This is a genomic window from Aquabacterium sp. (genome assembly GCF_016195855.1).
Taxonomy (GTDB): Bacteria; Pseudomonadota; Gammaproteobacteria; order Burkholderiales; family Burkholderiaceae_C; genus Aquabacterium.
The window spans coordinates 212,247-237,123 of the sequence record NZ_JACPYU010000015.1 but is presented as its reverse complement, the minus strand read 5'-3'; the positions used below and the strand labels follow the sequence as shown (position 1 = coordinate 237,123).

22 protein-coding genes and 1 pseudogene are annotated in these 24,877 nt (G+C 62.8%); 17 read left to right on the top strand and 6 right to left on the bottom strand.

Annotated features, from left to right (window positions below):
- The 3 genes and pseudogenes from HY019_RS13385 to HY019_RS13375 form a co-directional block, all read right to left on the bottom strand.
- Positions 1-139: pseudogene (locus HY019_RS13385) on the bottom strand (UDP-glucose 6-dehydrogenase); the annotation flags it as partial.
- Positions 140-208: 69 nt separating this feature from the next.
- Positions 209-1,756, bottom strand: a complete 1,548-nt coding sequence (locus HY019_RS13380; protein WP_290692877.1) for a DUF1501 domain-containing protein — start codon at positions 1,754-1,756, stop codon at positions 209-211.
- 8 nt (positions 1,757-1,764) lie between these two features.
- A complete protein-coding gene (locus HY019_RS13375) occupies positions 1,765-3,681 on the bottom strand; it encodes a DUF1800 domain-containing protein (RefSeq protein ID WP_290692875.1) in 1,917 nt (638 codons plus the stop codon).
- Between the two features lie 271 nt (positions 3,682-3,952).
- Between HY019_RS13375 and rfbB the strand changes: the two genes are divergently transcribed.
- From rfbB to HY019_RS13290, 17 genes are all read left to right on the top strand, one after another.
- Positions 3,953-5,038, top strand: a complete 1,086-nt coding sequence (gene rfbB / locus HY019_RS13370) for a dTDP-glucose 4,6-dehydratase (protein WP_290692873.1) — start codon at positions 3,953-3,955, stop codon at positions 5,036-5,038.
- Positions 5,035-5,949, top strand: coding sequence for a dTDP-4-dehydrorhamnose reductase (rfbD, locus tag HY019_RS13365; protein ID WP_290692871.1), 915 nt, complete (start codon positions 5,035-5,037; stop codon positions 5,947-5,949). The genes rfbB and rfbD overlap by 4 nt, the downstream gene beginning before the upstream one ends.
- 4 nt (positions 5,950-5,953) lie before the next feature.
- Positions 5,954-6,853: a glucose-1-phosphate thymidylyltransferase RfbA gene (rfbA, locus tag HY019_RS13360; RefSeq protein WP_290692869.1), complete on the top strand. Its 900-nt coding sequence runs from the start codon at positions 5,954-5,956 to the stop codon at positions 6,851-6,853.
- Between the two features lie 10 nt (positions 6,854-6,863).
- Positions 6,864-7,427, top strand: a complete 564-nt coding sequence (gene rfbC, locus HY019_RS13355; protein WP_290692867.1) for a dTDP-4-dehydrorhamnose 3,5-epimerase — start codon at positions 6,864-6,866, stop codon at positions 7,425-7,427.
- Positions 7,428-7,475: 48 nt separating this feature from the next.
- Complete coding sequence (locus HY019_RS13350; protein WP_290692865.1) at positions 7,476-8,471, top strand: lysylphosphatidylglycerol synthase transmembrane domain-containing protein; 996 nt, start codon at positions 7,476-7,478, stop codon at positions 8,469-8,471.
- Positions 8,464-9,888: a UbiA family prenyltransferase gene (locus HY019_RS13345; protein ID WP_290692863.1), complete on the top strand. Its 1,425-nt coding sequence runs from the start codon at positions 8,464-8,466 to the stop codon at positions 9,886-9,888. The genes HY019_RS13350 and HY019_RS13345 overlap by 8 nt, the downstream gene beginning before the upstream one ends.
- 10 nt (positions 9,889-9,898) lie before the next feature.
- Complete coding sequence (locus HY019_RS13340; RefSeq protein ID WP_290692861.1) at positions 9,899-11,239, top strand: FAD-binding oxidoreductase; 1,341 nt, start codon at positions 9,899-9,901, stop codon at positions 11,237-11,239.
- A complete protein-coding gene (locus HY019_RS13335) occupies positions 11,236-11,973 on the top strand; it encodes an SDR family oxidoreductase (RefSeq protein WP_290692859.1) in 738 nt (245 codons plus the stop codon). Before HY019_RS13340 ends, HY019_RS13335 begins: the two co-directional genes overlap by 4 nt.
- Before the next feature lie 150 nt (positions 11,974-12,123).
- Positions 12,124-13,548, top strand: a complete 1,425-nt coding sequence (epsF, locus tag HY019_RS13330) for a chain length determinant protein EpsF (RefSeq protein ID WP_290692857.1) — start codon at positions 12,124-12,126, stop codon at positions 13,546-13,548.
- 7 nt (positions 13,549-13,555) lie between these two features.
- The gene (locus HY019_RS13325; protein ID WP_290692855.1) at positions 13,556-14,434 is read left to right on the top strand and encodes a polysaccharide biosynthesis tyrosine autokinase; all 879 of its coding nucleotides are present in this window, start codon (positions 13,556-13,558) and stop codon (positions 14,432-14,434) included.
- A gap of 7 nt (positions 14,435-14,441) precedes the next feature.
- The gene (gene xrtB / locus HY019_RS13320) at positions 14,442-15,368 is read left to right on the top strand and encodes an exosortase B (protein WP_290692853.1); all 927 of its coding nucleotides are present in this window, start codon (positions 14,442-14,444) and stop codon (positions 15,366-15,368) included.
- The gene (gene epsI / locus HY019_RS13315) at positions 15,365-16,081 is read left to right on the top strand and encodes an exosortase-associated protein EpsI, B-type (protein ID WP_290692851.1); all 717 of its coding nucleotides are present in this window, start codon (positions 15,365-15,367) and stop codon (positions 16,079-16,081) included. Before xrtB ends, epsI begins: the two co-directional genes overlap by 4 nt.
- 23 nt (positions 16,082-16,104) lie before the next feature.
- On the top strand, positions 16,105-17,262 hold the full coding sequence (locus HY019_RS13310) for a glycosyltransferase family 4 protein (RefSeq protein WP_290692849.1): 1,158 nt from the start codon (positions 16,105-16,107) through the stop codon (positions 17,260-17,262).
- On the top strand, positions 17,259-18,284 hold the full coding sequence (locus HY019_RS13305) for a glycosyltransferase (protein WP_290692847.1): 1,026 nt from the start codon (positions 17,259-17,261) through the stop codon (positions 18,282-18,284). Before HY019_RS13310 ends, HY019_RS13305 begins: the two co-directional genes overlap by 4 nt.
- Positions 18,281-19,954, top strand: coding sequence for a hypothetical protein (locus tag HY019_RS13300; RefSeq protein WP_290692845.1), 1,674 nt, complete (start codon positions 18,281-18,283; stop codon positions 19,952-19,954). Before HY019_RS13305 ends, HY019_RS13300 begins: the two co-directional genes overlap by 4 nt.
- Positions 19,951-21,447, top strand: a complete 1,497-nt coding sequence (locus HY019_RS13295; RefSeq protein ID WP_290692843.1) for a hypothetical protein — start codon at positions 19,951-19,953, stop codon at positions 21,445-21,447. Before HY019_RS13300 ends, HY019_RS13295 begins: the two co-directional genes overlap by 4 nt.
- Positions 21,429-22,223, top strand: coding sequence for a hypothetical protein (locus tag HY019_RS13290; RefSeq protein WP_290692841.1), 795 nt, complete (start codon positions 21,429-21,431; stop codon positions 22,221-22,223). The genes HY019_RS13295 and HY019_RS13290 overlap by 19 nt, the downstream gene beginning before the upstream one ends.
- On the opposite strand, the gene HY019_RS13285 is transcribed toward HY019_RS13290, so the two are convergent.
- The 3 genes from HY019_RS13285 to HY019_RS13275 are packed head-to-tail and all read right to left on the bottom strand — an operon-like array spanning position 22,210 to position 24,762.
- Positions 22,210-23,385: a glycosyltransferase family 1 protein gene (locus tag HY019_RS13285; protein ID WP_290692839.1), complete on the bottom strand. Its 1,176-nt coding sequence runs from the start codon at positions 23,383-23,385 to the stop codon at positions 22,210-22,212. The two genes, HY019_RS13290 and HY019_RS13285, sit on opposite strands and share 14 nt — an antisense overlap.
- A complete protein-coding gene (locus tag HY019_RS13280) occupies positions 23,382-24,254 on the bottom strand; it encodes a glycosyltransferase family 2 protein (protein WP_290692837.1) in 873 nt (290 codons plus the stop codon). Before HY019_RS13280 ends, HY019_RS13285 begins: the two co-directional genes overlap by 4 nt.
- Positions 24,247-24,762, bottom strand: coding sequence for a putative colanic acid biosynthesis acetyltransferase (locus tag HY019_RS13275; protein WP_290692835.1), 516 nt, complete (start codon positions 24,760-24,762; stop codon positions 24,247-24,249). Before HY019_RS13275 ends, HY019_RS13280 begins: the two co-directional genes overlap by 8 nt.
- Positions 24,763-24,877 lie beyond the last annotated feature (115 nt).

Genomic DNA, 24,877 nt, shown 5'->3' with positions numbered 1-24,877 from the left:
GGATGGGGATGCCGCCTTCTTCCAGGATGCGGATCTTGTTGGGATCCACATCCAGACACAGCACGTCGTTGCCCATCTCGGCCAAGCATGCACCCGTCACCAGGCCCACATAGCCTGTGCCAACCACTGAAACTTTCATGATGTGAGGCGGATTGTTGTGAAATCAGCCGGATTCTGACAGAGGCGGCCTTCTCAAGGCGTCAGAACATCACACCATGAAGCCGATATCGCGGGTGCTTGCGTCGAAGTTGCCAATATTGGGGGCGATGCCGGTACCGGGTGTGGTGCCCACCAGTGCAGCGTCAGACACGCCCATCCATTTGCCCAGGGTATAGACGAGTTGGTCAACGGCCAGGCCGGGCAGCAGCACCCCTCCGGCAAGCAACTCGTCGCTGAAGAAGTTGCCATTGCCGTCGAAGGCCATGAAAGCCGGGTACTTGCCATAGACATCACCACCTTTGACGCTGCCGCCAACCACGAAGTGATGGCCACCCCAGCCATGGTCGCAACCATCGCCGTTGTTGACCAGCGCGCGCCCGAAATCGGACGCCGTGAAGGTGGTGACCTGCGGGCGGATGTCCCCACCGGGCATCTGGGCCAGGCAGTTCTGGAAGTAGTCGACCGCGTGGTCCAGCTTGGCCAACTGGCGGGCGTGCTGTTTCAATTGATCGCTGTGGGTGTCAAACCCGCCGAGGCTGACCATGAATACCTGGCGGCCGGCGCTGATGCCGCTGCTGCTGCGCGCGGCGATCATGCGGGCGATGACTTGCAACTGCTGTGCAAGCGGGTTCAGTTTGGACAGGCCGGTATCTGGCTCGGTGTATTTCAACAAGGGGTCCGTGGTGGCTGTTGTGCCGGGTGTGCCCCAAGGGGCCTGCGCGGTGGCGGGCAAGCCCTGGCTCAGGGCGGCTTCACTGGACAAGGTCCGGCCAGCGACCTTGACAAAGTCCGAGGCGATCACATCTTGCCGTGTGGATGTGGATGCTGCCGCGCGTACCGCCGCGTAAACCGTGCTGCTGCCCAGTATCTGGCCCGAGCTGCCGCCCATGGGCTGGAAGCCACCGGTGCCCAGCAGATAGGGCACCACGGTCTTGCCGCTGAGCCAGACGCCGGGCATGTTCACGCCGACACTGCTGAAGGCCTGATTGACATTGCGGCTTTTGAGCTGGTCCATGATGAGCCCGCCCCAGCCGCCGGTGGTGCCTTCGACGCCCAAGGATTGCCAGGTCGAGGCTTGATCGTTGTGGGAGCCCAGCTTTCTGGGCATGGGCCACGAATGATCAAGCATGTCGACTTTGCTGGTTGGCTGAATCAGGGGCCCGATGTTGGCCACGATGGCAGCCGAGCCGTTCGTGTACAGCTTCTGGATGCGCTTGAGTTGCGGATGCAGCGCAAAGCTGCGACCGGTGTTGAGGCCCTTGGCATTGCGGTGGCTGATGCTCAGCAAGGTGCTCTGATCCAGTGCGATGGAGCTCAGGTTGTCGGGGGCGGGGGAGCCGCTCACCTTGGCCATGACAGCCGGATCACGGGTGGCGCTGTAGCAGCGCCAGGAGGTCGTATCGACCGGGATGACGGTGTTGTGCGCGTCGTTGCCGCCGTTCAGGAAGATACAGACCAGGGCTTTGTAGTCGCTGCCGGTGGATTGGGCCGAGGCCTGCTTGACGGCCGCGAGGTTGGCCAGCCAGGCACCTGAGGTGCCCATGGCCGCCATGGCGGACCCTTGCTGCAGGAAGCGACGGCGTTTGATGGAAGTCATCGGCGTGCTCACTTGGTGACGAGGAATTCAGGGGAGACGGCGACCATCAGGATGGCGGTCCACACGCGTTTGTCCAGCGCGCTGTTGACCGCATCGCCGCTGGAGGGCTGGCTGCTGAGGGCAGGCACGTCCAGGGTGGAGAGGGTGCTGATCATGGCTTGGCGCAACTTGTCCGTCATGCTGCCGCCCAGCAGTCGATCGGCAATGTGCTGCGTCAAGGTGCTGGCGTCGTATGCCATGGCGCGCTGCTCGATCAACTGCATGGTCACGCTGCGCTGGGTCAGCGTTTCAAGTTTGCATTTGGCAGCGGCGTCCTGCAGCGCCTTGTTGGCAGGCACTTTGGGGTCCAGCGACTGGATGTACTGCTGCACTTCCAGTGTGTAGGCACCGCATTGCCCATCCGTGTCCACCACGACGCTGGGCCCGATGCCGTTGGTCAGCAGGTCCAGCACGGCATTCACGTAGCCCGTGACACTGCTCTCGTTGACCAGTTGCATTTCGGGCACCACCATGCCCTTTGAAGCAGCCTCACCTTGGGGTGGCGCGTAGCCCGGCCTGAAGTAGTTGAAAACGGATGGTGCGTACAGTGGTGCCTGCCCCCATGAGGTGGCGGGGTCGCTGGTATTGCCGATGGCCACGTAGTCGAGCCGGGTGGTGTTGGCGCCATCCATGGGTGATGCAGACAGGCCGGCTGTGATCGTGTTGAACTTGAACGCCCGCAGCAAGGCCGTCAGCCTCAGGACAGGCTCACGCAGCTTGCCGTGTTCGGGCGCCACCAGGGTGATGGGGCCGCGCGCCTCGTCGTCCAGCAAGATGGCCTTGACGACCTCCTTGAGGTTGCCGCCTGTGGCGGTAAAGCGCTCGGCCACGCGTGCCACATAGTCCGGTGTGGGGTTGCTGGTCACCAGGCGCTGAATGAGTTGTTTGCTGATGAAAGGCGCGGTGTTGGGGTGCGTGGCCAGGCGGTTCAGTGCCGTGGTCAAGTCAGCCTGTGGTGAGGGGGTGTCCTGGGCCGGAATGGTCACGCCCAGGAACTTCTTTTCTGAAACCGAGTGATAGGCCGGGTAGGGCACCATCGGCTGATAGAACCCTTCCGGGTCCTGGCATTCCTTGGCCCAAAAAAAACAGGCGGAGTCGGACGCCGAACTGTAGGCTGCACCGCGGTAATTGCCCCAGCCCGTGAACACCTTGGCCAGGCCTTTGACATCGTCGCTGGTGTAGGTCTCGATGGGGTTGCCATTGCCATCGAGCTTCTTGCTGCCGTCGCTGTTGAGTTCGTTCAGCCCGATGGAAAACAGTTGCATGATTTCCCGGGCGAAGTTTTCATCCGGGAAATGGCCCACGGAGGGCACTTCCTTGGTGTTGCCGCGGTATGTCAGGTACTGCCCCATGGCCGGGCTTTTGGCTACAGCTTCCAGTAAGTCACGGTAACTTCCGTCCAGCGCTGAATCAAGGGTGTCCATGTAGCCGGCCGCTATTTGCGGTGCAACAGTCCCCAGAATGTCGTCGTTGCAGGAAATGACCATGATTTCCGACAAGGCAAAGGCAAGCCGGGCACGCAGCTGCGCCTTGTCAGTCAGGGCGCGCGTGAAGAAGGCTTCCAGCGTCTGGTCGGCGCCAGCCCTGGCAGAAGCATCGCCTGGGTGATCCGCCTTGATTTCAGCATCACGTCGGGTGAAGAAATCACGGTAGGTGAAGGCGGGATGCAGGCTGAATTGCTCGTCGATCCAGGCTTCGTAGCCCATGGTCATCACCCGATCGATGTTGACTTCGTCGGCGCCAAAGGTCGCCTGCGTCAGAAAGCGCCACGCTTCAGCCCGGGACTCTGGTTTGGCGCCACTGCCATCGGCCACACATCCGCTCAGAGATGCAATCGCCAGTCCACAGATCCAGACCTTGAGATGACGTTTCCACCAGCTGTGCATGTTTGCCTCGTTTTGTATCGCTCCCTGTTAATCGTATTTCGGGTGCTCATGCGTCGCTGAGACATTTGTTGCACCATGTAACAGGTCGAGGGCTGCTCCTCCCCTTGATCGCGGGGTGGGCGTCGTGTGGCTGACATTCGGATTTCAGGACTAACCCTTGAGATCCAGATCAACCCGTAACCCGAGCGAGGGGGGCGTCAAAGAAGGTGGCCAGTGGCCTGCCGGCATAATGCGTTTTTTCACACATGGCCCGTTATCGGAGAAGCCCAGCATGATCCTCATCACCGGCGGCGCTGGTTTTATCGGCGGTAATTTCGTTCACCACTGGTTTGAACGCCAAGCCGCGCCTGGACGGGCCACGGACGAGAAACTGGTGGTGTTCGACAAGCTCACCTATGCCGGCAACCCCAACACCATTGCCGCGCAACTGCGTGATGGGCGGGCCACCCTGATCCAGGCAGACATCGCTGATCGTGATGCGGTCAAGGCGGCACTGCAAACGCATCGCCCCCGCGCGATCCTGCACTTCGCCGCAGAAAGCCATGTGGACCGCTCCATCCATGGCCCGGCCGAGTTCATCCACACCAATATGGTGGGCACCTTCAGCCTGCTGGAAGAGGCCCGTGCCTATTGGGGCTCGCTCACGGGCGCAGACAAAGATGCCTTCCGCTTCCTGCACGTCTCCACGGACGAGGTGTACGGCTCGCTGGGCGACAACGATCCGGCTTTCTCCGAGACCGCGGCTTACGCGCCCAACAGCCCTTATTCGGCCAGCAAGGCGGGCAGCGACCATCTGGTGCGGGCCTATCACCACACCTATGGCTTCCCCACGCTGACCACCAACTGCAGCAACAACTACGGGCCTTATCACTTCCCCGAAAAGCTCATCCCGCTGATGATCCTCAATGCGCTGGAGGGCAAGCCCCTGCCGGTGTATGGCGATGGCCTCAACATCCGCGACTGGCTGTATGTGCGTGACCACTGCGAAGCCATCTGCCAGGTGCTGGACAAGGGCGCGCTGGGCGAGACCTACAACGTGGGCGGCATCAACGAGATCCGCAACATCGACGTGGTGACCACCATCTGCCGCAAGCTCGACGAGTTGCGCCCACGCGCCGATGGCAGCCCGTACGAGAGCCTGATCACCTACGTGAAGGATCGCCCCGGCCATGATCGCCGTTACGCGATCGACCCCACCAAGATCCAGCGCGACATCGGCTGGCGCCCGGCCGAGACCTTCGAGTCCGGCATCAACAAGACCGTGCGCTGGTACCTGGAGAACACCGCCTGGATCGACACGGTGCGCTCGGGGGCCTACCGTGACTGGATCGCCCAGAACTACGCGGAGCGCGCATGAAGATTTTGCTGTTGGGCAAGGGCGGGCAGGTTGGCTGGGAGTTGCAAAGATCGCTGGCCACCCTGGGTCAGCTTGAGGCCTTTGATTTTGATTCGCCGGGGCCCGTCAATGCGCCGGATCTGCGCGCTGACTTCAGTGATCCCGACAAGGTCGCGGCGCTGGTGCGCCACATCCGGCCTGACGTGATCGTCAATGCCGCGGCGCACACGGCCGTGGACAAGGCCGAGAGCGAGCCTGATCTGGCCCGCCTGATCAACGCGTCGACACCGGCGGCGATCGCGGCGGAAGCGGCGCGGCTCAATGCCCTGCTGGTCCACTACAGCACCGATTACGTGTTCGATGGCAGCGGCCAGAACGCACGCAACGAACACAGCCCCGTGGCACCGCTGAGCGTGTATGGCCAGACCAAGCTGGAGGGCGAGCTGGCCATCCAGTCCAGCACTTGCCGCCACCTGATCTTCCGCACCAGCTGGGTCTATGCCGCGCGTGGTGGCAACTTTGCCCGCACCATGCTGCGCCTGGCGGCCGAGCGCGAAGAATTGAAAGTCATTGACGACCAGATCGGGGCCCCCACGGGTGCGGACCTGCTGGCCGACGTGACGGCGCATGCCATCCGCACGGTGGGGCGCCAGCCTGAACTGGCGGGCCTCTACCATCTGGTGGCTTCTGGCGAAACCAGCTGGCACGAGTACGCACGCTTTGTCATTGAATGGGCGCGAGCCCATGGGCAGTCCATCCGCGTGGCGCCTGAGGCCATCTTGCCCATTCACACCAGCGCCTACCCGACGCCGGCTCGCCGGCCGCTCAATTCCAGACTGGACACCAACAAGATCCAGCAAGCGCTTGGCGTGACCCTGCCTCATTGGCAGCAGGGCGTCGAGCGCATGCTCAACGAAATCATCGGAGGATGACCCCATGACCGCTTCCACTGGCCAGACCCGCAAAGGCATCATCCTGGCGGGCGGCTCCGGCACCCGCCTGCACCCGGCCACACTGGCCATCAGCAAGCAGTTGCTGCCCGTGTACGACAAGCCCATGGTGTACTACCCGCTCAGCACCCTGATGCTGGCGGGCATCCGCGACATCCTGCTCATCAGCACGCCGCAAGATACACCGCGCTTTCAGGCGTTGCTGGGTGATGGCAGCCAGTGGGGCCTCAACCTGAGTTATTGCGTGCAGCCCAGCCCCGATGGTCTGGCGCAGGCTTTCATCCTCGGGCGTGATTTCGTGGGCAACAACCCCAGCGCCCTGGTGCTGGGCGACAACATCTACTACGGCCACGATCTACAGCGTCTGCTCATCAGCGCGGCCAATCGCCCCAGCGGTGCCAGTGTGTTTGCCTACCACGTGCACGACCCCGAGCGTTATGGCGTGGTCGAGTTCAATGCGCAGCACCAGGCCCTCAGCATCGAAGAAAAGCCCAAGGTCCCCAAAAGCAATTACGCCGTCACCGGCCTGTACTTCTACGACCAGCAGGTCTGCGACATCGCCGCCGACATCAAGCCCAGCGCGCGTGGCGAGCTCGAGATCACCGACGTCAACGCCCGCTATCTGGAGATGGGGCAACTCAGCGTCGAGATCATGGGTCGCGGTTATGCCTGGCTGGATACGGGCACGCACGACAGCCTGCTTGAAGCCGGCCAGTTCATCTCGACCCTGGAAAAACGCCAGGGCCTGAAGGTGGCCTGCCCCGAAGAAATCGCCTACCGCTTTGGCTGGATCACGGCCGAACAGGTGACCAAGCTGGCGCAGCCCATGCTCAAGAATGGCTATGGCCAGTACCTGCTCAAGGTCATCAACGAAACCATTTTCTGATTCACACGGCATGAAGCTCATCCCCACCCGTATCCCCGATGTGGTCATCATCGAGCCTGCCGTGTTCGGCGATGACCGCGGCTGGTTCATGGAGAGCTTCAACCAGGAGCGCTTCAACACCGAACTGGGCAAGCTGGGGTTGCCAGCCGCTCGCCCCTTTGTGCAGGACAACCACTCCTGCAGCAAGGCCGGCGTGCTGCGTGGCCTGCATTACCAACTGCCACCGCATGCCCAGGGCAAGCTCGTGCGCGTGGTGCAAGGCGCCGCGTTCGATGTGGCCGTGGACATCCGTCGCGGCTCGCCCACGTTTGGCCAGTGGGTTGGTGTGGAGTTGAATGCCGACAACAAGCGCCAGTTGTGGATCCCGGAAGGCTTTGCCCACGGCTTCCTGGCGCTGCAGGACGAGACCCATTTCCTCTACAAGACGACCGCCCTGTACGCCAAGGACAGCGAGCGCAGCGTGTTGTGGAGCGACCCGGCCATCGGCATCGAGTGGCCCGCTGGCCAGCTCACGCTGCGCCTGGCCCCCAAAGACGAACAGGCACCTGTTTTGAGGGGTGCTGATCTGTTTTGAGGGTTACAGCGGTGCTGGGTGTCATTAACGAGCGCTGATAATCGCCGGATGACCCAGAACGCTCCACCTGATGCGCCGGCGAGTCAGGTGCCAGCCTGGCGCCGCGCATTGATTTATGGCTTGCTGGCCCTGTTCGCGGGCTGGTGCGCATTGGCCTTTCGGCGTGACATCGCTCAGATCGACCTCACGCCCTTGAAGGCCGGCTGGATGGCTGTGGTGGCTGCCGGTGTGCTGTCCTTGTTGAACTACGTGCTGCGTGTCGTGCGCTGGCGCTTGTATCTCAAGCAGCTTGGTCATGTCCTGCCCTGGCGCTTTGTTTCGCTGACCTTCATGTCTGGCTTTGCGTTCACCTTGTCGCCGGGCAAGGTGGGTGAGGTCGTGCGTGGGCGCTATTACCTGCCGCATGGCATCTCGCTGTCATCGGTGACAGGCGCCTTCTTTGTGGAGCGTTTGCTTGATCTGCTGGTCATGATCTTGCTGGCCAGCGCGGTGCTGGCCGAGCTCAAGCAGTATCAGTTCTTCCTTTGGGTGGCCCTGGCCCTGGTGGGCGGCTTGCTCGCCGGCATCGCCCTGGTCCCCTGGGCCGATGTGTCCGTGCGCCTGGCGCAACAACCTCATGGCGCCTTGCTCAAGCTGGTTCAGAAGGTGGCGGCCATGCTGGCCAGTGCCCGCCAGTTCCTGTCGCCGGGTGTCTTGCTGATGGGCCTGGCGCTGGGCGCCGTGGCCTGGGCTGCCGAAGCCATCGGCCTCAAGCTGGTGGCCGATGTGGTGACGCCTGACCTGATGTCCATCCCCGCCGCGATGGGCGTGTACTCGATTGCCATCATCGTGGGCGCCTTGTCTTTCCTGCCTGGTGGCCTGGGCAGCACGGAAACCGTGATGGCGGCCTTGCTGGTCACCCATGGCTACAGCACCCCACAGGCCATCTTGCTGACGCTGGTGTGCCGTCTGCTCACGCTGTGGCTGGCCGTGTTGATTGGCTGGCTGTGTGTGTGGTTGCTGCGTGATGAAAACAACAAAGCTGTGCAAGCCCGATATGTCTAAAAACGTTCCTTTGTGTGTGGACCTTGACGGCACCCTGATCCACAGCGATCTGTTGCTCGAGTCCTTTCTCTTGCTGATCAAGCGCAACCCGTTTTACCTCCTGCTCATCCCATTCTGGCTGCTGCAAGGCAAGGCCCGGCTCAAGCAGCACATCGCCAGCCGTGTGCAGCTTGATGGTGCCGCCTTGCCTTACACCAAGCCTTTTGTGGACTGGCTGCGTGCACAAAAGGCTCAGGGGCGTCAGATCTGGCTGTGCACCGCGTCTGATGCGCGCATGGCGCAAGCGGTGGCCGAACACCTTGGCTTGTTTGACGGCGTCATGGCCAGCGATGGCCAGACCAATCTGGCTGGCCCCAACAAGGCTGCGCAACTCGTGGCCAAGTTCGGTGACAAGGGCTTTGACTATTGCGGCAACCACCGCGTCGACCAGGCCATCTGGCGCCATTCGCGCGCCGCGGTGGTGGTCAACGCGAGTGAATCGCTGGTGGCCTCGGCACGTGCCATCACCACGGTGGATGCCACCTTTGCGCCCATGCGTGGCAGTGGCTTGAAGGTGGTGCTCAAGGCCTTGCGTGTGCACCAGTGGGCCAAGAACGCGCTCATCTTCGTGCCCGTGGCGGCCGCGCACCAGCTGGGTGATGCCACCGTGCTGCTGCACAGCCTGATGGCCTTCCTGGCTTTCAGCCTGTGTGCTTCGTCGGTGTACCTGCTCAATGACATGCTCGACCTGGCTGCAGACCGCCAGCACCACAGCAAGTGCAAGCGGCCTTTTGCATCCGGGCAGTTGAGCCTCTTGTTTGGCCTGATGGCCGCGCCGGTGCTGCTCATCGTGGCCCTGGCCTTGTCGATCTTCCTGCCTTTCAAGTTCCTGATCGTGCTGGGTGCGTACTACGCGGTCACGCTGGCGTACTCGTTCGGCCTCAAGAAACTGGTCATGATCGACGTGCTGACGCTGGCCGGCCTCTACACCGTGCGCATCGTGGCTGGCGCGGCTGCCACCAGTATCCCGCTGTCCTTCTGGCTGCTGATGTTCGCGGTGTTCATCTTCCTGAGCCTGGCCATCGTCAAACGCTATGCCGAGCTGTATGTCATGAAGCAACAAGGCAAGCTCAAGGCGCAGGGGCGTGGCTACCAGGTCGAAGACCTGGCCTTGCTGCAAAGCCTGGGCGGGGCTTCCGGCTACCTGAGCGTGCTGGTGCTGGCGCTGTACCTGAACTCGCCCGATGTCAGCACGATGTACCACCATCCCAAAATGGTGTGGGCCCTGGTGCCCATCATGCTGTACTGGGTCAGCCGCATCTGGATGCAGACCCACCGTGGGCAGATGCACGATGACCCGCTGGTGTTCGCCCTCAAGGACCGAGTCAGCCTGCTGACGGGCCTGGCCGCCGCCGTGGCCTTGTGGCTGGCCGTGTGACCGGGTGGGCATGAGCAGCAAGGTGTTCACCTCCTGGGGCCGCGTGCTGCGTGAAGCACACGAGGTGGTGGGGCTGGCCAGCCGGCATCAGCCTTTGACCCTGCCTGAGTCAGGCGTGAGCGTCCTGCCCTTCGGCAATGGCCGCAGTTATGGCGACAGCAACCTCAACCCTGGCGGCGCCTTGCTGCAAGGCGGGCAGCTGGACCACTTCATTGCTTTTGATCCTGCCACCGGCCTGCTGCGTTGCGAGGGCGGGGTGCTGCTGTCGACCATCCTCCAACTGGTGGTGCCGCAAGGGTGGTTTCTGCCGGTGACGCCAGGCACGCAGTTCGTCACGGTGGGTGGGGCCATTGCCAATGATGTGCATGGCAAGAATCACCATGCCACGGGCTCTTTCGGCAACCACGTGACGCAGCTGGAGTTGCTGCGCTCGGATGGTTCGCGGCGGCTGTGCTCGCCTGCTGACAACGCCGACTGGTTTGCCGCCACCATCGGGGGCCTGGGGCTGACGGGCCTGATCACCTGGGCCGAGATCCAGCTGCGGCGCGTGGCCAACCCTTATCTGGACACCGAATCCATCCGCTTTCATTCCCTGGAAGCATTCTTCGAGCTCAGCCAGGCCTCCGAGCGCGACTACGAATACACCGTGTCCTGGATCGATTGCGCCTTCTCGGGCAAACGCCTGGGCCGGGGGCTGTTCAACCGCGGCAACCACGCGCCAGCCGTGCTGGATGTGGACGCCGTGCCCAAAGGCCTGCCCGCCGGCATCGCCACGCCCAGCCGGCGGGTGCCCATCACCCCGCCCATCTCGCTGATCAACACGCTGTCGCTCAAGTCCTTCAACACGCTGTACTTCAACAAGCAGCGCCAGGACGTGGTGCGCAGCCTGCAGCACTACCGGCCGTTCTTCTACCCGCTGGACGCCTTGCTGGAGTGGAACCGCATCTACGGCCCCAAAGGCTTTTTCCAATACCAGTGCGTGGTGCCTCCCGAGCGCGCGCTGCCGGCTACACGCGCCTTGCTGGAGGCCATCGCGGCCAGCGGCATGGGCTCCTTCCTGGCGGTGCTCAAGCAGTTCGGCACGCCGGCTTCGCGGGGCATGCTGTCCTTCCCTGAGCCGGGCACCACACTGGCGCTGGACTTTCCCAATCAGGGGCCGAGGCTGCATGCCTTGTTTGCCCAGCTTGACCGCATCGTGCTGGACGCCGGTGGCCGGCTCTACCCGGCCAAGGATGGCCGCATGAGCGCGGCGGTTTTCAAGGCCGGCTACCCACGCTGGACCGAATTTGCTTCGTATGTCGACCCGCGCTTTGACTCCGGTTTCTGGCGTCGGGTCATGGAGAACACATGAGAAAAATCCTCATCGTCGGGGCCACGTCGGCCATGGCGCAAGCCAGTGCACGTGCCTGGGCCCAACGGGGCGACCAACTCTTTCTGGCCGCGCGCAATGCGCAGCAGTTGCAGTCCGTTGCCGATGACCTCAAGACGCGCGGTGCGCAGCGTGTGGGCAGCAAGGTGTTCGACGCCAACCAGTTCGATCAGCATGCCGCTTTGCTGGCCGACGCCACGCGCTTCATGGACGGGCTCGATACCGTGCTGATCGCGCACGGCACGCTGTCGGATCAGGAGCGTGCACAAACCGATGTGCCGTACGCCCTGGGCGAGATCACCACCAATGGCACCTCGGTGGTGTCCTTGATGTCGATCGCGGGTGAGCAGTTGGCGCAGCAGGGGCACGGCGCGATCGCCGTGATCTCCTCGGTGGCGGGCGACCGTGGCCGTCAGAGCAATTACGTCTATGGCAGCGCCAAGGCCTTGGTCAGCGCGTTTGCATCCGGCCTGCGCCAGCGCCTGGCCAAGAAGGGCGTGAACGTCATCACCGTCAAACCCGGTTTCGTGGACACGCCCATGACGGCGCACCTCAAGAAGGGTGCCCTGTGGGCCAAGCCCGAGCAGGTGGCCAAGGACATCACGCGTGCCATCGACAAGGGCGGCCGCATTGTCTACACGCCGGGCTTCTGGCGCTGGATCATGTTGATCATCAAGCACATCCCCGAGTTCGTTTTCATCAAAATTTCACTGTGAAGTGATGCGTCTGGCCGCTGAAAAACGCGGCCAGCATGGCCCCCTGATGCAAGGGGCATGAGCCGTTTGGCTCTGACTACGTATTGTCATACTCGCTGCCTACACTCGCCGACAACAAGCTCAACGCTCAGTTTCGTCGGAGTAGATACAGTGACCTTTTCGCAGATTTTTGCCGTCTTGCGCGCGCGCTGGATGGTGGCGCTGGCGGCGTTCACGCTGGTGTTCGGCACGGTGACCATCATCACCTTGCTGACGCCCAAGTCGTATACGGCCAACGCCTCCGTGATCCTGGACGTCAAGAATGCCGACCCCATCGCGGGGATGGTCTCCCCCTCGATCGCGTCGCCCGCCTACCTCATGACGCAGGTGGACGTGATCATGTCCAACCGTGTGGCCTTGAAGGTGGTGCGCACGCTCAAGCTCAATGAGAACCCGGACATGCGGGCACGCTGGATCGCGTCCACCAAGGGCACGGGCAGCTTCGAAGGCTGGCTGGCCAACGTGCTGCGCATCAACCTGGAGGCCCGCCCTTCACGCGGCTCCAACGTCATCTATGTGAGTTACCAGGCGGCCGACCCCGGCTTTGCTTCTGCCATTGCCAACGCCTTTGTGCAGGCCTATCTGGAGACGACGCTGGAATTGCGCACCAGCCCGGCCAAGCAATCCAAGGACTTCTTTGATGCCAATACGCGCTCGTTGCGCGCGGCACTGGAAGCCGCCCAGACGCGCTTGTCTGCCTACCAGCAGAGCCAGGGCATCCTGGTGACCGATGCGCGCATTGACGTGGAGACCGCACGCCTCAATGAGTTGTCCTCGCAACTGGTGACCATGCAGTCTGCGGTGGCCGATTCCGGTAGCCGGCAGGCGGCGGCCAATGCGCAGGGTGACAAATCGCCCGATGTGATGGCCAGCCCGCTGGTGGCCTCGCTCAAGTCCGATCTGGTGCGTCAGCAGACCTCACTGGAGCAACTCACCACGCGCCTGGGTGAAGCGCACCCACAGGTGGTGGAGTTGAAGACGGGCATCACCGAAACGGCGCGCAAGCTGGACGCTGAAATCAAGCGGATGACCTCCAGCGTGGGGGTGGGCAATGCGGTCAATGTGTCGCGCATGAACCAGGTGCGCGCCTCGCTGGAGGAGCAGCGCGGCAAGGTCATGCGCATGAAGGCTGTGCGCGACGAGGCCGCCATTCTGGAGCGCGATGTGGACAACGCCCAGCGTGCCTACGACGGTGTGCTGGCCCGCATGAACAACACCAATCTGGAAAGCCAGGCCAACCAGGCCAACGTCAGCGCGCTGGAAAATGCGACGCCGCCGTCCTTGCCGTCGAGCCCGCGCGTGCTCCTGAACGTGGCGCTGGGCGGCATGGGGGCGGCGGCCGTGGCCCTCGCGCTGGTCTTGTTGATCGAGCGGCTTGACCGCCGGCTGCGCACCGTGGCCGAGGTGGAGCACCTGCTGCAGCATGGCGTGATCGGGGCCATTCCTTCATTCAAGAAGCGCAAGCCCAGCGCCGACGTGTCAGAGCGCTTCCGGCTTGAATCCACGCCCGTTCCCGCATTGCCGAACAAGGCTTGAGGTTGCCATGAGCTATCAGCACAACGCGGCACAGGCCGCTGGCATGACGGAGTCGCCTGCTTCGTTGGGCGACATCCTGACCAAAACCAAGGGCCTGAGCGCCGAACAGGTCGAGCGTGCCCTCGACTACCAGCGCGAGCACAACGTGCGTTTCGGTGAGGCCGCCGTGGCCCTGGGCTTTGCCAAGCCGGACGACGTGATCTGGGCCTTGTCGCAGCAGTTTCACTACCCCTATCTGCCCACCGAACATCGCCATTTCAACGAAGAGTTGGTGGTGGCCAATGATCCGTTCTGTGAAGAGGTCGAAGCCTTCCGGGATCTGCGCTCGCAGCTGGTGCTGGGCGTGCTGGCCGAGACCGACACACGCAGGGCGCTGGCGATCACCAGCGCGGATGCAGGTGACGGCAAGACCTTTGTGGCGGCCAATCTGGCTGTGGCATTCAGCCAGCTCCCCGGACGGACCCTGCTGATTGATGCCAACCTGAGGCAACCGCGCCTGCACAAGGTGTTCGGGGTCGAGCCGGGTACCGGCCTGACGGGCCTGTTGGCCGGGCGCGCAGAGGCCAATGTGATCAAGCCCGCTGCGCATCTGCCCAACCTGTACCTGATGCCCGCCGGCGTCATTGCACCCAACCCGACCGAGTTGCTGCAGCGTGCCGCCTTCAGCCTGCTGCTGCGTGAGTTGCTGGGCAAGTTCGACCATGTGCTGGTTGACACGCCGCCGCATGCAGCGGGGTCGGATACCCGGATCATCTCGGTGCATTGCGGCGCGGCCCTGCTGGTCGGGCGTCGCAATGCCACGCGCATGCCCGGCATGCAGAGCCTGGTCAAGCTGCTGAACAAGAGCCAGGTCAGGGTGGCAGGCATCCTGATGAACGAGTTCTGAGGCTGCCATGACGACCTCCTTGAATCAACCGGGCATGGCGGCCCCATCGGCGCCCGCAGCATCTCCAGCGTCGTGGCTGCCTGTGTCCAGCGATCTGGCCTGGCTGTCGCTGGGCCTGCTGGCCATGTTCGTGCCGACCTTGTTCGAGCTGTTCCAGGACAACGACGCCGGCTTGTGGAACAAGGGCGAGCACAGCCATGGCCCAATCATGTTGACGTTGGCGATGTGGTTGCTCGTCAAGCGCTGGCGGGAGTTCACCGACAAGGCCACCTCGCCCATGCAGGGCAGCTGGTTGGCATGGCCCTGCTATGTGGTGGGCGCGGCACTGTATGTGTCGGGCCGCTCTCTGGGCATCATCTATTTCGAGGTGGGGGCCTTCATCCCCATGCTGGCTGGCTTAGTGCTGATGTCAGGCGGTTTGCCGCTGCTCAATGCACTCAAGTTCCCCGTTTTCTTCTGCGTCTTCATGGTGCCGCTGCCAGGCTTCATGCTCGATCCCATCAGCCATTTCGTCAAACTGAACATCTCGATCGCGGTGTCCAACCTGCTGTGGTCGTTCGGCTATCCCATCTCGCACACGGGCGTGGTGCTCAACATCGGCCCCTACCAGTTGCTGGTGGCGGACGCCTGTGCTGGCATGCGTACCCTGTTCATGCTCGAAGCCATGGGCATTTTCTATCTGAACGTGATCAAGCACAGCTCGTGGATGCGCAACCTCGGCCTGGCCATGTTGATCGTGCCCATTTCCTTCACGGCCAACATGATCCGGGTGATCGTGCTGACCTTGATCACCTACCACTTTGGCGACGAGGCCGGGCAGGGTTTCCTGCATGGCTTTGCCGGCATCGTGCTGTTTGCCAGCGCGATGCTGCTGTTGATGGGGATCGACCGCATGTTGCGTTGGTTGTCCACGCGTTCGGAGCGCGCCGCATGATGTCCAAGTATGTGTTGCCTGGCCGCTTGAGTGCAAAGGTCATCGCCCTGGCCCTGTCCCTGATGATGGGCTCCATGGCACTGGCTGAAATCTTCAAACCCAGTCGCTATTGGGCGACTCACCTGGGCGAGCCGCATTACGCGGCGATGGTGCCCAAGGCCTTTGGTGACTGGGTCGAGCTGCCAGATGCAGGGCGTGTGGTGGTCAACCCGGTGCAGGCCGAGAACCTGGCCCGCATCTATACCGAGACCTTGGCTCGCACCTATGTGCACAAGCCCAGCCATCGTCTGATCATGCTGTCCATTGCTTATGGGCGAGATCAGTCCACGGACACCCAGATCCATACGCCGGAGCAATGCTATCCCTCGCAGGGGTTCCGCATTGAAGACCAGGCCGACGAAACGCTGAGCACCCCTTTTGGCGACATCAAGGCCGTGCGCATGGCCACGCGCCTGGGTGAGCGGCCCGAGCCCCTGACCTATTTCATCCGTGTGGGCGACAGTGTGGTGCGTGGCTCCAGGGATCGCAATCTGGTTCGCCTGAGCATGGCCATGCAGGGCTATCTGGTGGATGGCATGCTGCTGCGTGTGTCCGAGGTGTCGCTTCAGAAGGAAAGTGCCTTTCGTTTGCAGGAGCAGTTCATTGGCGATCTGCTCAAGGCGGTGGACAGCAAGGATCGCGGCAAGCTCATCGGCGCCATGGCGTCCCGTTGAGACAGGCAAAGCAGGTACCCGCGATGAAAGTGGCTCTGTCGACCATCGGCACCTTCCATAGCTTTGATCTGGCGCGTGAGTTGCATCGAGACCAACATCTGGCCGCCATCTATACCGGCTACCCGCGCTTCAAGCTTCAGGCCGAAGGGCTACCCGCCGATCACATCAAATGCTTCCCCTGGGTGCATGGTGCCTACATGGCCTTCCCCTACCGCGACAGGCTGGGCGAGCGCCTGGTTCGCCAGTGGGAATACCTGGCACGTGCCTCGCTGGATCGCTATGTGGCAGCGCGAATCCGGGGCTGCGATGTCTTTGTAGGCTTGTCCAGCTCGGCCTTGCTGACAGGGCGCAAGGTGCAGCGCCGGGGCGGGCGCTATGTGTGTGACCGGGGCTCCTCTCACATCCGCATGCAGGATGCCCTCTTGCGCGAAGAGCATGAGCGATGGGGCGTGGCCTATACCGGCATCGACCCACGCATCATCGCGCGCGAAGAGGCCGAATATGCCGCGGCTGATTGCATCACCGTGCCTTCGAGCTTCAACGTGCGCTCCTTCGTTCAGAGCGGGGTGAGCGCCAGCAAGATCAGGCGACTGCCTTATGGCGTCAACCTTGAACGTTTCCATCCCACCTCGCAACCGGATGCCCAGCGCTTTGATGTGCTCTTTGCGGGCGGCATGAGCCTGCGAAAAGGCGTGCCCTATTTGTTGCAGGCCTACAAGGCGCTTGAGCACCCCCGCAAATCCCTGACCTTTGCAGGCGCACCGTCGCCGGATCTGATTGCCCTGATGCGTGAACGCGGGCTGTGGCCTGAAGATGCCGTCGTGCTGGGCCACGTGCCTCAACCCGCGCTCAAGGACTTGATGAGCCGCAGCCATGTGATGGTCCTGCCCAGCATCGAAGAAGGGCTGGCGCTGGTGCAGGCGCAGGCGATGGCCTGCGGCTGCCCGGTCATCGGGACCGTACACACGGGTGCCGAGGACCTGTTCGTTGATGGCGAGCACGGCTTTGTTGTGCCGATCCGCCAGCCTCATGCGCTCACGGACAAGATGCAATGGCTGGCCGATCACCCGCAAGAGCGCATCGCCATGAGCCACAAGGCCCTGGCCCATGTGCGGCAAGCGGGCGGCTGGCGCGAATACGGTGACCAGGCCAAGCGCATCTACCAGGGCCTGCTGTCGTGAGTTCGGTCCGTATCCTCTATCTGGGCACCCAGAGCGGCACCTGCCTGGACCGTGCCAACGCCTATCGCCGTCTGGGGCACCAGGTTGTGCACATCGATCCTCGTGGGCTGTTGCCCAAGAGTGTCTGGACAGACCGTGTCACCTGGCGTCTGGGTGGGCATCTGCTGGCGCCCTGGTTGAAGGCGGGTTTGAAGCAGGCCCTGGTAGATGGCCCCGCATTTGATCTATGCCATGTTGACTGCGGTGAGTGGGTCACGTCAGACGTCGTTCGTCTGCTGAAGCAGCGCGCAGGTCAGGTCGTCAGCTATTGCATCGACGACCCGACCGGGCCTCGTGACGGTCGGCGTTTCAAGGCCTACCGCGAGGCTGCGTCGGCGTACGACCTGATGGTGGTCATGAGGCAGATGAACGTGGATGAGGCCAAGGCGCTGGGTGCACGCCGTGTCTTGCGTGTGTTCATGTCGGCAGATGAGGTGTCACATGCGCCCCGGCCAATGAACGAAGCGGATCGTGCCAGATGGGCTTGCGAGGTGTTGTTTCTGGGATCGTGGATGCCCGAGCGCGGCCCCTTCCTCCAAGGCCTGATCGAGCGCGGTGTGCCCTTGAGCATTCGTGGTGCGCATTGGCAGAAGGCCCCGGAGTGGCCCATGCTTCAGCCTTTCTGGAAGGGGGGGGCCATCGGTGGTGACGACTATGCGCGCGCCATCCAGGGCGCCAAGGTCAGCCTGGGCTTGCTCTCCAAGGGCAACCGGGATCTGCACACCACGCGCTCCTTGGAGGTGCCTGCGGTGGGCGGGGTGCTGTGTGCCGAGCGAACCAGTGAGCACGAGGCCATGTACGCCAGCAACCACGAGGCTGTTTTCTGGGGCTCCGTGGAGGAGTGCGCCCGGCAGTGCAAGGCCTTGCTGGCCAATGAGGCGCAACGCCAGGCCATTGCCCTGGCTGGGCAACAACGCTTGCATCGCAATGGGCACATGAATGAGCGTGTGATGCAGCGCATCCTGGATGAGGTCAGCCCATGACGAGTCTGGTGTCGACTGCCAAACCCATGTCCTCGTTTGTGTACGCGGTGGTCTGGCTTGTGGCCTTGCTGTCAGGCGGCATCCAGCTCTGTCTTGATGCCGGGTATGACAACCTGCTGTCGGTCGCCTGTGTGGTGATGGCCACCATGCTCTGTATCAGCTACCTGCGCCGATCCCATTGCATGGACGATGCGCCGATTTCGTCCTTTGCCATTCTGGGGTTCCTGATCACCACCTTGCTGGGCGCCTTGCTGGCCAAGACGCTGGAGGGTGTGCCCATCAGTTCCGATCTCAAGACGCCGGTGATGACCTTTTCAGTGCTGTCTGGTGCCTTGCTGGGCATCATCGCCTTGCACTGGGTCTACCGACACTTGTTGTCCATTGTGAACTGGCGCAACGCGATAGCCTCCCGTCTGCTGGCGCCTGCCGGCCTGTACGGGGCACCGTCGCCACGCCAGTTGTGGGCGATGTCCCTGTTCGGGCTGTATGCCGTGATGATCAGCCGGGGCGTCGAGTTCGGTGACGTGGGGGGCAAGTTCATTTCCGGTTTCACCTATCTGGCCTGGTTGCCCTTTCTGGTGCCCATCTTCAAGGCCCGTGGCGAAGCGGCTTACCAGAACCTGGGCTTGTACTGGGTCTACATCGGTATCTACGCCGTGGTGCTGGCCTTGGCCGGCCTGGCGCTCAATGCTCGCGTGATCATCTTCAGTGGCGCCATGGTCATCATGTTGCTTGCCCTGTTCGAGACCATGCGCGGGCGCTTTCAGGTTGGGCGATGGACCTGGTTGAAGGCCTTGGTGGCACTGTCCTTTGTTGCCGGTGGCGTGTCCTTGGGTGACGACCTGGCCACCGCCATGGTGATCGTGCGCCAGAAGACCGAGTCGCTCACGCCCAAGCAGAAGATCAAGGAGACCTACGAGACCCTGCTGGACCGCAACGCGATCTCCTTGTACCGAGACGGGAAAGAGGCCGAGCGGCTGGCTGTCACGTACGACGAGATTTATGTGCGCAACGCCATCCTCGCCCGGTTCACAGAGACCAAGTTTCACGATAACGCGCTCAACTGCGCGACCCATTTCAGCGACGCGGAGCGTGCGAACCTGGCTCAGGCCACCATCGACAAGATCTATGCCATTTTGCCCACGCCGATGATGAAGGCGATCGACCCCAAGCTGGACAAAGACAAGCTGGCCTATTCCTTTGGTGACTACCTGTGCAACATCAAGGACGGTGTGAGCCTGGGTGGCTACCGCACCGGCTCCATCTTCGCCCACGCTTATGCCTTGTTCGACGATGTGGCCTGGCTGGTGCTGGTGATCTTCTTCCTGCTCAAGTTCTTCACGCTGGACCTCTACAGTGTCAAGCGCCAGGATGGCGTCTACATCGTCTCGCCCGTGCTGATGCTGACCATCTGGTTCAACTTCATCAGCGCCTATGCGGGCGACTCGCTGGTGCAGTATCTGGACTCGTTCACTCGCATGTTTGCGCAACAGGTTGCGCTGTACCTGCTGCTGTGCTTTGTGCTGCGCCACGTGGCGGCCTTGTGGCAACCGGCCCCTGTCTCCGACTACAGCGTTGCCCGGCGTTCGCCACCGGCGTGGCGGCAAAGGTGGGCTCGCGTCAAGGCATTCAAGCGCTCGTTCAAGCGCCCACATTGGGGCCGTTCGTGAGCAGCACACCCGCACCCTGGCAGAGGATGCTCTCGGGCTCGACCGCAGCGGTGGCGCGCGTGGGCGTGGTGTTCCTGATGCAGGTGGGCCTCGTGCCCCTTTACTTGCAGCACTGGAGTGCGACCCAGTTCGGCTACTGGATGTTCCTGCAATCGGCTATCGTCATCATCACGGTGCCGGATGCGGGCTTGCAGGCCTATGTGGAAGTGGCCTACATCCGCCACAGCGGCCGCTCCTCGCGGCGCCTGAGCATGTTCCTGTCCATGGGGGCCAGCACCGGCCTGATGCTGTCGGTGCTTCAGTTGCTGATATGTGGGGTGCTGCATTACAGCGGTGCCTTGCACTGGATGTTGCACCCGCCGGCGTCAGAGACGCAGTGGGTAGACCAGATCGGCGCGGCGCTGATGGTGACGGCCTTGTCGTGGCCGTTGGCCAGCTCGGTGGCGGGCTCCATGGGGCGGGCCAGTGTGGTGCAGGGCTCGGTGGCCCCGCAGATCTGGTGGTCCATCCTCACACTGTTGTGCGGCAGCGCCGCCTCGGCCTGGTGCGCCAGCCTGGGAGGGGACCTGCTGCAGGCAGCCCAGGCCAGCGCCATCGCCACCGCCATCTCGGGGTTCAGCTGCATCCTGTACTTTCGCGCGCGCTTTCGGCGTCAGGGTGTGCGCCTGATGCTGCTGCCACGCCTGGTACGCATGGCCGTGGTCAAGCAGGCTGCCGGTTTGATGCTCAAGCTCTTGTTCGAGACGATTCGCCAGCACAGCCTGCGCTTGATTGCGCCTCAGGTGGTGGCGGTGGCGTCCATGGCCAGCTTGTCCGTGCACCGCACCCTGGTCGGCGCCATGCAGCAAGCCTTCGGGGTCATCTCTGCCCCCTTGCTGCCCGAGTATGTCCGCGCGCAGGGCAAGGACGGCTTCTCGGCAGAGTCCGCCCGCCTGATGCGGCTGCAATGGCGCTTCTTCACCGGGGTGGTGCTCCCGGGCGGGCTGTTGCTGTTTGTGCTCGGCCCACGGTTGTTCGAGGTCTGGACACACGGCAAGATCGTGTTCGACAGCGTCGTGTTCTCGATCCTGCTGCTGGCCGTCGCCTCGTTCGCGCTGTTTGCCCCCTTCACGCAGTATCTGCAGGCCGCCAACAAGGTGCGTGAACAGGCCTTCGTGGCTGCTTTCGTGCTCGTGGCCAGCGTGTTGCTGGTGTTGGGGCTGGGCTGGCTCTTCGATGCCCGTGGCCTGGCCGCTGCCTTCTTGCTGATCGAGCTGCTGCAAGGCAGCCTGTGCCTGCGCCTGTGCTGGCAATGTTGCCGTGGGCCACTGTTTGCTGCCTTGATGCGCCAGTTCTGTCTGGTCGGCGTGCTGTCGGCCCTCGCGCTGATCTTGCCGAACGCCTTGCCCGAGGCGGTGCGCCAACCGCTTTGCCTCATCGGCGCATTGGGCGCCGTGGTCTTCTCCTTTCAGTCCCAGCTACGTTCATTCGGTCTATGGCCTGCCAGTTATTGATTTCCGGTTGGTTTGCCGCCGCCAAGCCGCGCGACTACCAGACCTTTGGTGACGATGAAATCCGCAGCGAGGGCTTTCGGCCGCTGTGGTGGAAGTCGGTGGACACCTTCGTCAAGCCCGACCACGTGCTGGTGGTGGACTCGGCCGCCCCGGTCAAGGTCGACGACAAAGCCTTCACCCAAACCGACGTGCGCGCCGTGGAGTTGCTCGTCAACCCGGGGCACTCACAGAACACCCCACATCACTACTGCGGGTTCATGGCTGGCTTCATCATGGGGCTGGAGTACGCCCTGTACTCTGGTGTCGACTACTGCCTCTACCTGGAGCAGGACGCGCTCACCTATGGCGATGACCTTGTCCAGCGCATCGAGCAGCGCCTGATCAAGACGCCCATCCTGTTTGGCGGGCAACGTGGCGACTTCGTCGAGCAATCGATGATGGTGCTGGACCGTCGGGCCATTCGCGGCTTTCTCAAACAGATGCACGCCATCAGCCGATCAGACAAACTACTGGCCCCTGAGCTCAAGTGCATGATCGCCGCAACCTCGCTGGGCCGTTGGCCCGTCGGGCGCTTGATGTCTTACGAGCAGCACCGGCTGGTGCGGCGCCTCTTCGAGAAGATGGGGGTGGCGTTCGCTCGTGGCAGCAAGCAATATGGCCATGTGCCCTTTGGCTATGGGCGCGAGCGCCCCATCGACTTCAAGCAAGCGTGCTTTTACTTTCAGCACGGCACCGCAGAAGAGCTTCGTCAATACCGTACGCTCACGGGCTTTTGACTCGGGCCATGAGTGCCTTGTAGATCTCGTGATAGCGGTCGGTTGCGCGCTGCGTCGTGAACTGGCTTGCCCATGTGATCCGTTGCTGGACCTGTTCGGCTCGGCGTGTTTCCGGCTCACACAGGATGCCGTCCAGCACATCCGCCCCCGTCTGGGCCCAGGCCCGCACATCGTCCTCTGGCTTGAGAACGGGCAGGTAATAGGCCATGGGCCCTGCCACCTCGTTCATCGGGGCGTCGTCTGTGGTGATGACAGGGCAGCCACAGGCGTGCGCTTCAACCAGGGGCCAGCCAAAGCCCTCGGCCAGGCTGGGGAACACGAAGGCCGATGCAAGCGAGTAGGCTGCCTCAAGGGTGGCATTGCCTACACCCTGGAAGAACTGGACCTGACCTTGTGGCGGCACGTCCTTCAATACCGCCTGCACATCCGCGTTGCGGTGGCTGCTGCTGATCATCCACAGGGGCAGGGGCTTGTCGTGCCCTCGCGCGTAGGCGCTGTACAGGCGCACGATGCCTGCCGAGTTCTTGTACCAGGATGGGCCGCCGACGTGCAGGATCATGCCTTGCTCGGTGTTGGGCAGGCCAGCTGCCTTCAGGCGCTCAAGGGCTTCGTGACGCTCCAGGCGCTGGTAGGGGTGATTGAGCCCGTTGTGCACGACCGCGCTGGTGTGGGGCCGGACATGGCCATACTCGCGCAAGTCATCGGCGGTCCGCCTCGACACGCTGATGAAATGGCGGGCCTGCCGGAAACCCCAGCGGATATAGCGCTGGTAAATGCGCCCCGAAAACGACGTTGGATTTTGCGGGATCTGCCCCAGCGCCGAACGCAGCGCCAGCAGATCATGCGCGTGCACGACATGGGGCCGCTGCTTCACCAGCGGCACCCACGGCCCCAGTGCCTGGTCGCAAAACACAAACAGGGTATCGCGGCCTTGCGAGATCAAGCGCAGCTTGACCTCCAGCGGAAAAAGCAGGTACTGATCGACATAGCCGGCCCACTTCGCCAGGCGCGTGTCATTGAAGAGCCGGTGCAAGCAGGGCCTGGGTGCCCAGTAATCTACCTCCAGCCCCTTGGCTGTCATGGCTTGCCCGATCATGCGTGCAAAGCGGGGCATGCTCTCGGACTTCATGAACGCCGGGTGGCAAAAGAGAACCAGCTTCATGGCTTGCCACCCTGTTGCAGGTCAGCCTGCATCTCCGTCACCTTCAGCACGATCATGTATTCATAGATGGCGCGCAGCGTGGCGTACACCAGCCCAGCGCGCCCATCCAGAAAGCCGCGCTTGCCGATGTACAGCCCCAGAAACATCACCAACGGGCGCAAGGGCAGGCGGTAGTACAGGGCCTTCTGGTGCATGCGGCGCACATTGGCGTCTCTCGCAAACAGGGCCTGGCCGAGCTTGAACTCGCCGCCGCCGCGCCCACCGTCCACGATGTGCACGGCCTCAAAAGTGCTGTAGCCGTTGTGCTTGGCGAACCAGTGGCTCAGCCCCTTGCTGAACGGGAAGTGATCGAAGTGCGCATCCATCTCGCCCACGGGGCCATCCACGATGGTGACGGGGTTGATGATGCGTTCGTACCGCACGGTTGCCGGTTTGATCAGGCGGATGTTGAAAGGCGAGGGGGTCACATGTCGGATCCAGGTGCCCAGGAAGTAGTCCCGTCGGTGAATGCGCCATGCTGCGCAATGCACGGGCTGTTTCAACATGGACGTCATGGCCGCAATCAGCGCGGGGGTAGCGCGCTCATCGGCGTCCAGCATCAGCACCCACTCATGCTTGAAGGGGATGTGGCGCAAGCCCCAGTTGCGGTGGGCGGCTTCGTCGCCACCAAAAGGGGCCGCACTGTCCGGGTAGCTGCGCGTGGTCACCCGGGCACCATGCACCTGCGCAATCGACACGGTCTCATCCGTGCTGCCGGAGTCATACACATGCACATCGTCGCTCCAGGCCACGCTGTGCAGGCAGCCTGGTAGATCCTGCTGCTCGTTCTTGGTCAGGATCAGCACCGATATGGCCAGTGGTTCACGCATCTCGGATCACCCTTGACTTGACGCGCACGGCCGGGTTGCCCGTGTAGACACCCCACGCACCGCCCAGTGGCGTGCGCATCATCACGGCCCTGGCACCCACCACGCAGCCCGGCGGGACGGTCACGCCAGGCCCGATGAAGGCTTCCGTGCAGACCCAGGCCCGCTCGCCAATGTGGATGGGGGCGGCGCGCAGTTGAAAGTTCGCGGTGTTGTAGTCATGCGTGCCGCCGCACAAATGCGCTCCTTGCGAGATGACGGCGTTATCGCCGATGGTCAGCCTGGCCATGTTGTAGAAGTTCACGCCCTCGCCCACGCCAACGTGGTCGCCAGCCTCGAACTGCCACGGCGCCCAGACCCGCGCCGAAGCATGGATGTGGAAATGCGCGCCGATGCGTGCGCCAAACAGCTTGAGCAGGGCCACACGCCACGCATGCAATGGGCGAGGGGAGGGCCGAAACAGCGTGAGCCACACCACCCCCCACAGGCCACGGGCCAGGCGGTTGCTCATGGAAAAGGAAGGACCAGTACGCGAGTCCACGCCTTCGAGGATCACAGCAAGAAGCTCCAGACAATCAGGCAGCAGGGCATTTTGCGCACCGCAGATAACAAGCGCACCCTGCGCC

Coding starts and splice junctions, on each gene's coding strand:
- HY019_RS13380 (WP_290692877.1), bottom strand. CDS start 1,756: ATGACTTCCATCAAACGCCGTCGCTTCCTGCAGCAAGGGTCCGCCATG.
- HY019_RS13375 (WP_290692875.1), bottom strand. CDS start 3,681: ATGCACAGCTGGTGGAAACGTCATCTCAAGGTCTGGATCTGTGGACTG.
- rfbB (WP_290692873.1), top strand. CDS start 3,953: ATGATCCTCATCACCGGCGGCGCTGGTTTTATCGGCGGTAATTTCGTT.
- rfbD (WP_290692871.1), top strand. CDS start 5,035: ATGAAGATTTTGCTGTTGGGCAAGGGCGGGCAGGTTGGCTGGGAGTTG.
- rfbA (WP_290692869.1), top strand. CDS start 5,954: ATGACCGCTTCCACTGGCCAGACCCGCAAAGGCATCATCCTGGCGGGC.
- rfbC (WP_290692867.1), top strand. CDS start 6,864: ATGAAGCTCATCCCCACCCGTATCCCCGATGTGGTCATCATCGAGCCT.
- HY019_RS13350 (WP_290692865.1), top strand. CDS start 7,476: ATGACCCAGAACGCTCCACCTGATGCGCCGGCGAGTCAGGTGCCAGCC.
- HY019_RS13345 (WP_290692863.1), top strand. CDS start 8,464: ATGTCTAAAAACGTTCCTTTGTGTGTGGACCTTGACGGCACCCTGATC.
- HY019_RS13340 (WP_290692861.1), top strand. CDS start 9,899: ATGAGCAGCAAGGTGTTCACCTCCTGGGGCCGCGTGCTGCGTGAAGCA.
- HY019_RS13335 (WP_290692859.1), top strand. CDS start 11,236: ATGAGAAAAATCCTCATCGTCGGGGCCACGTCGGCCATGGCGCAAGCC.
- HY019_RS13325 (WP_290692855.1), top strand. CDS start 13,556: ATGAGCTATCAGCACAACGCGGCACAGGCCGCTGGCATGACGGAGTCG.
- xrtB (WP_290692853.1), top strand. CDS start 14,442: ATGACGACCTCCTTGAATCAACCGGGCATGGCGGCCCCATCGGCGCCC.
- epsI (WP_290692851.1), top strand. CDS start 15,365: ATGATGTCCAAGTATGTGTTGCCTGGCCGCTTGAGTGCAAAGGTCATC.
- HY019_RS13310 (WP_290692849.1), top strand. CDS start 16,105: ATGAAAGTGGCTCTGTCGACCATCGGCACCTTCCATAGCTTTGATCTG.
- HY019_RS13300 (WP_290692845.1), top strand. CDS start 18,281: ATGACGAGTCTGGTGTCGACTGCCAAACCCATGTCCTCGTTTGTGTAC.
- HY019_RS13290 (WP_290692841.1), top strand. CDS start 21,429: ATGGCCTGCCAGTTATTGATTTCCGGTTGGTTTGCCGCCGCCAAGCCG.
- HY019_RS13285 (WP_290692839.1), bottom strand. CDS start 23,385: ATGAAGCTGGTTCTCTTTTGCCACCCGGCGTTCATGAAGTCCGAGAGC.
- HY019_RS13280 (WP_290692837.1), bottom strand. CDS start 24,254: ATGCGTGAACCACTGGCCATATCGGTGCTGATCCTGACCAAGAACGAG.
- HY019_RS13275 (WP_290692835.1), bottom strand. CDS start 24,762: ATGAGCAACCGCCTGGCCCGTGGCCTGTGGGGGGTGGTGTGGCTCACG.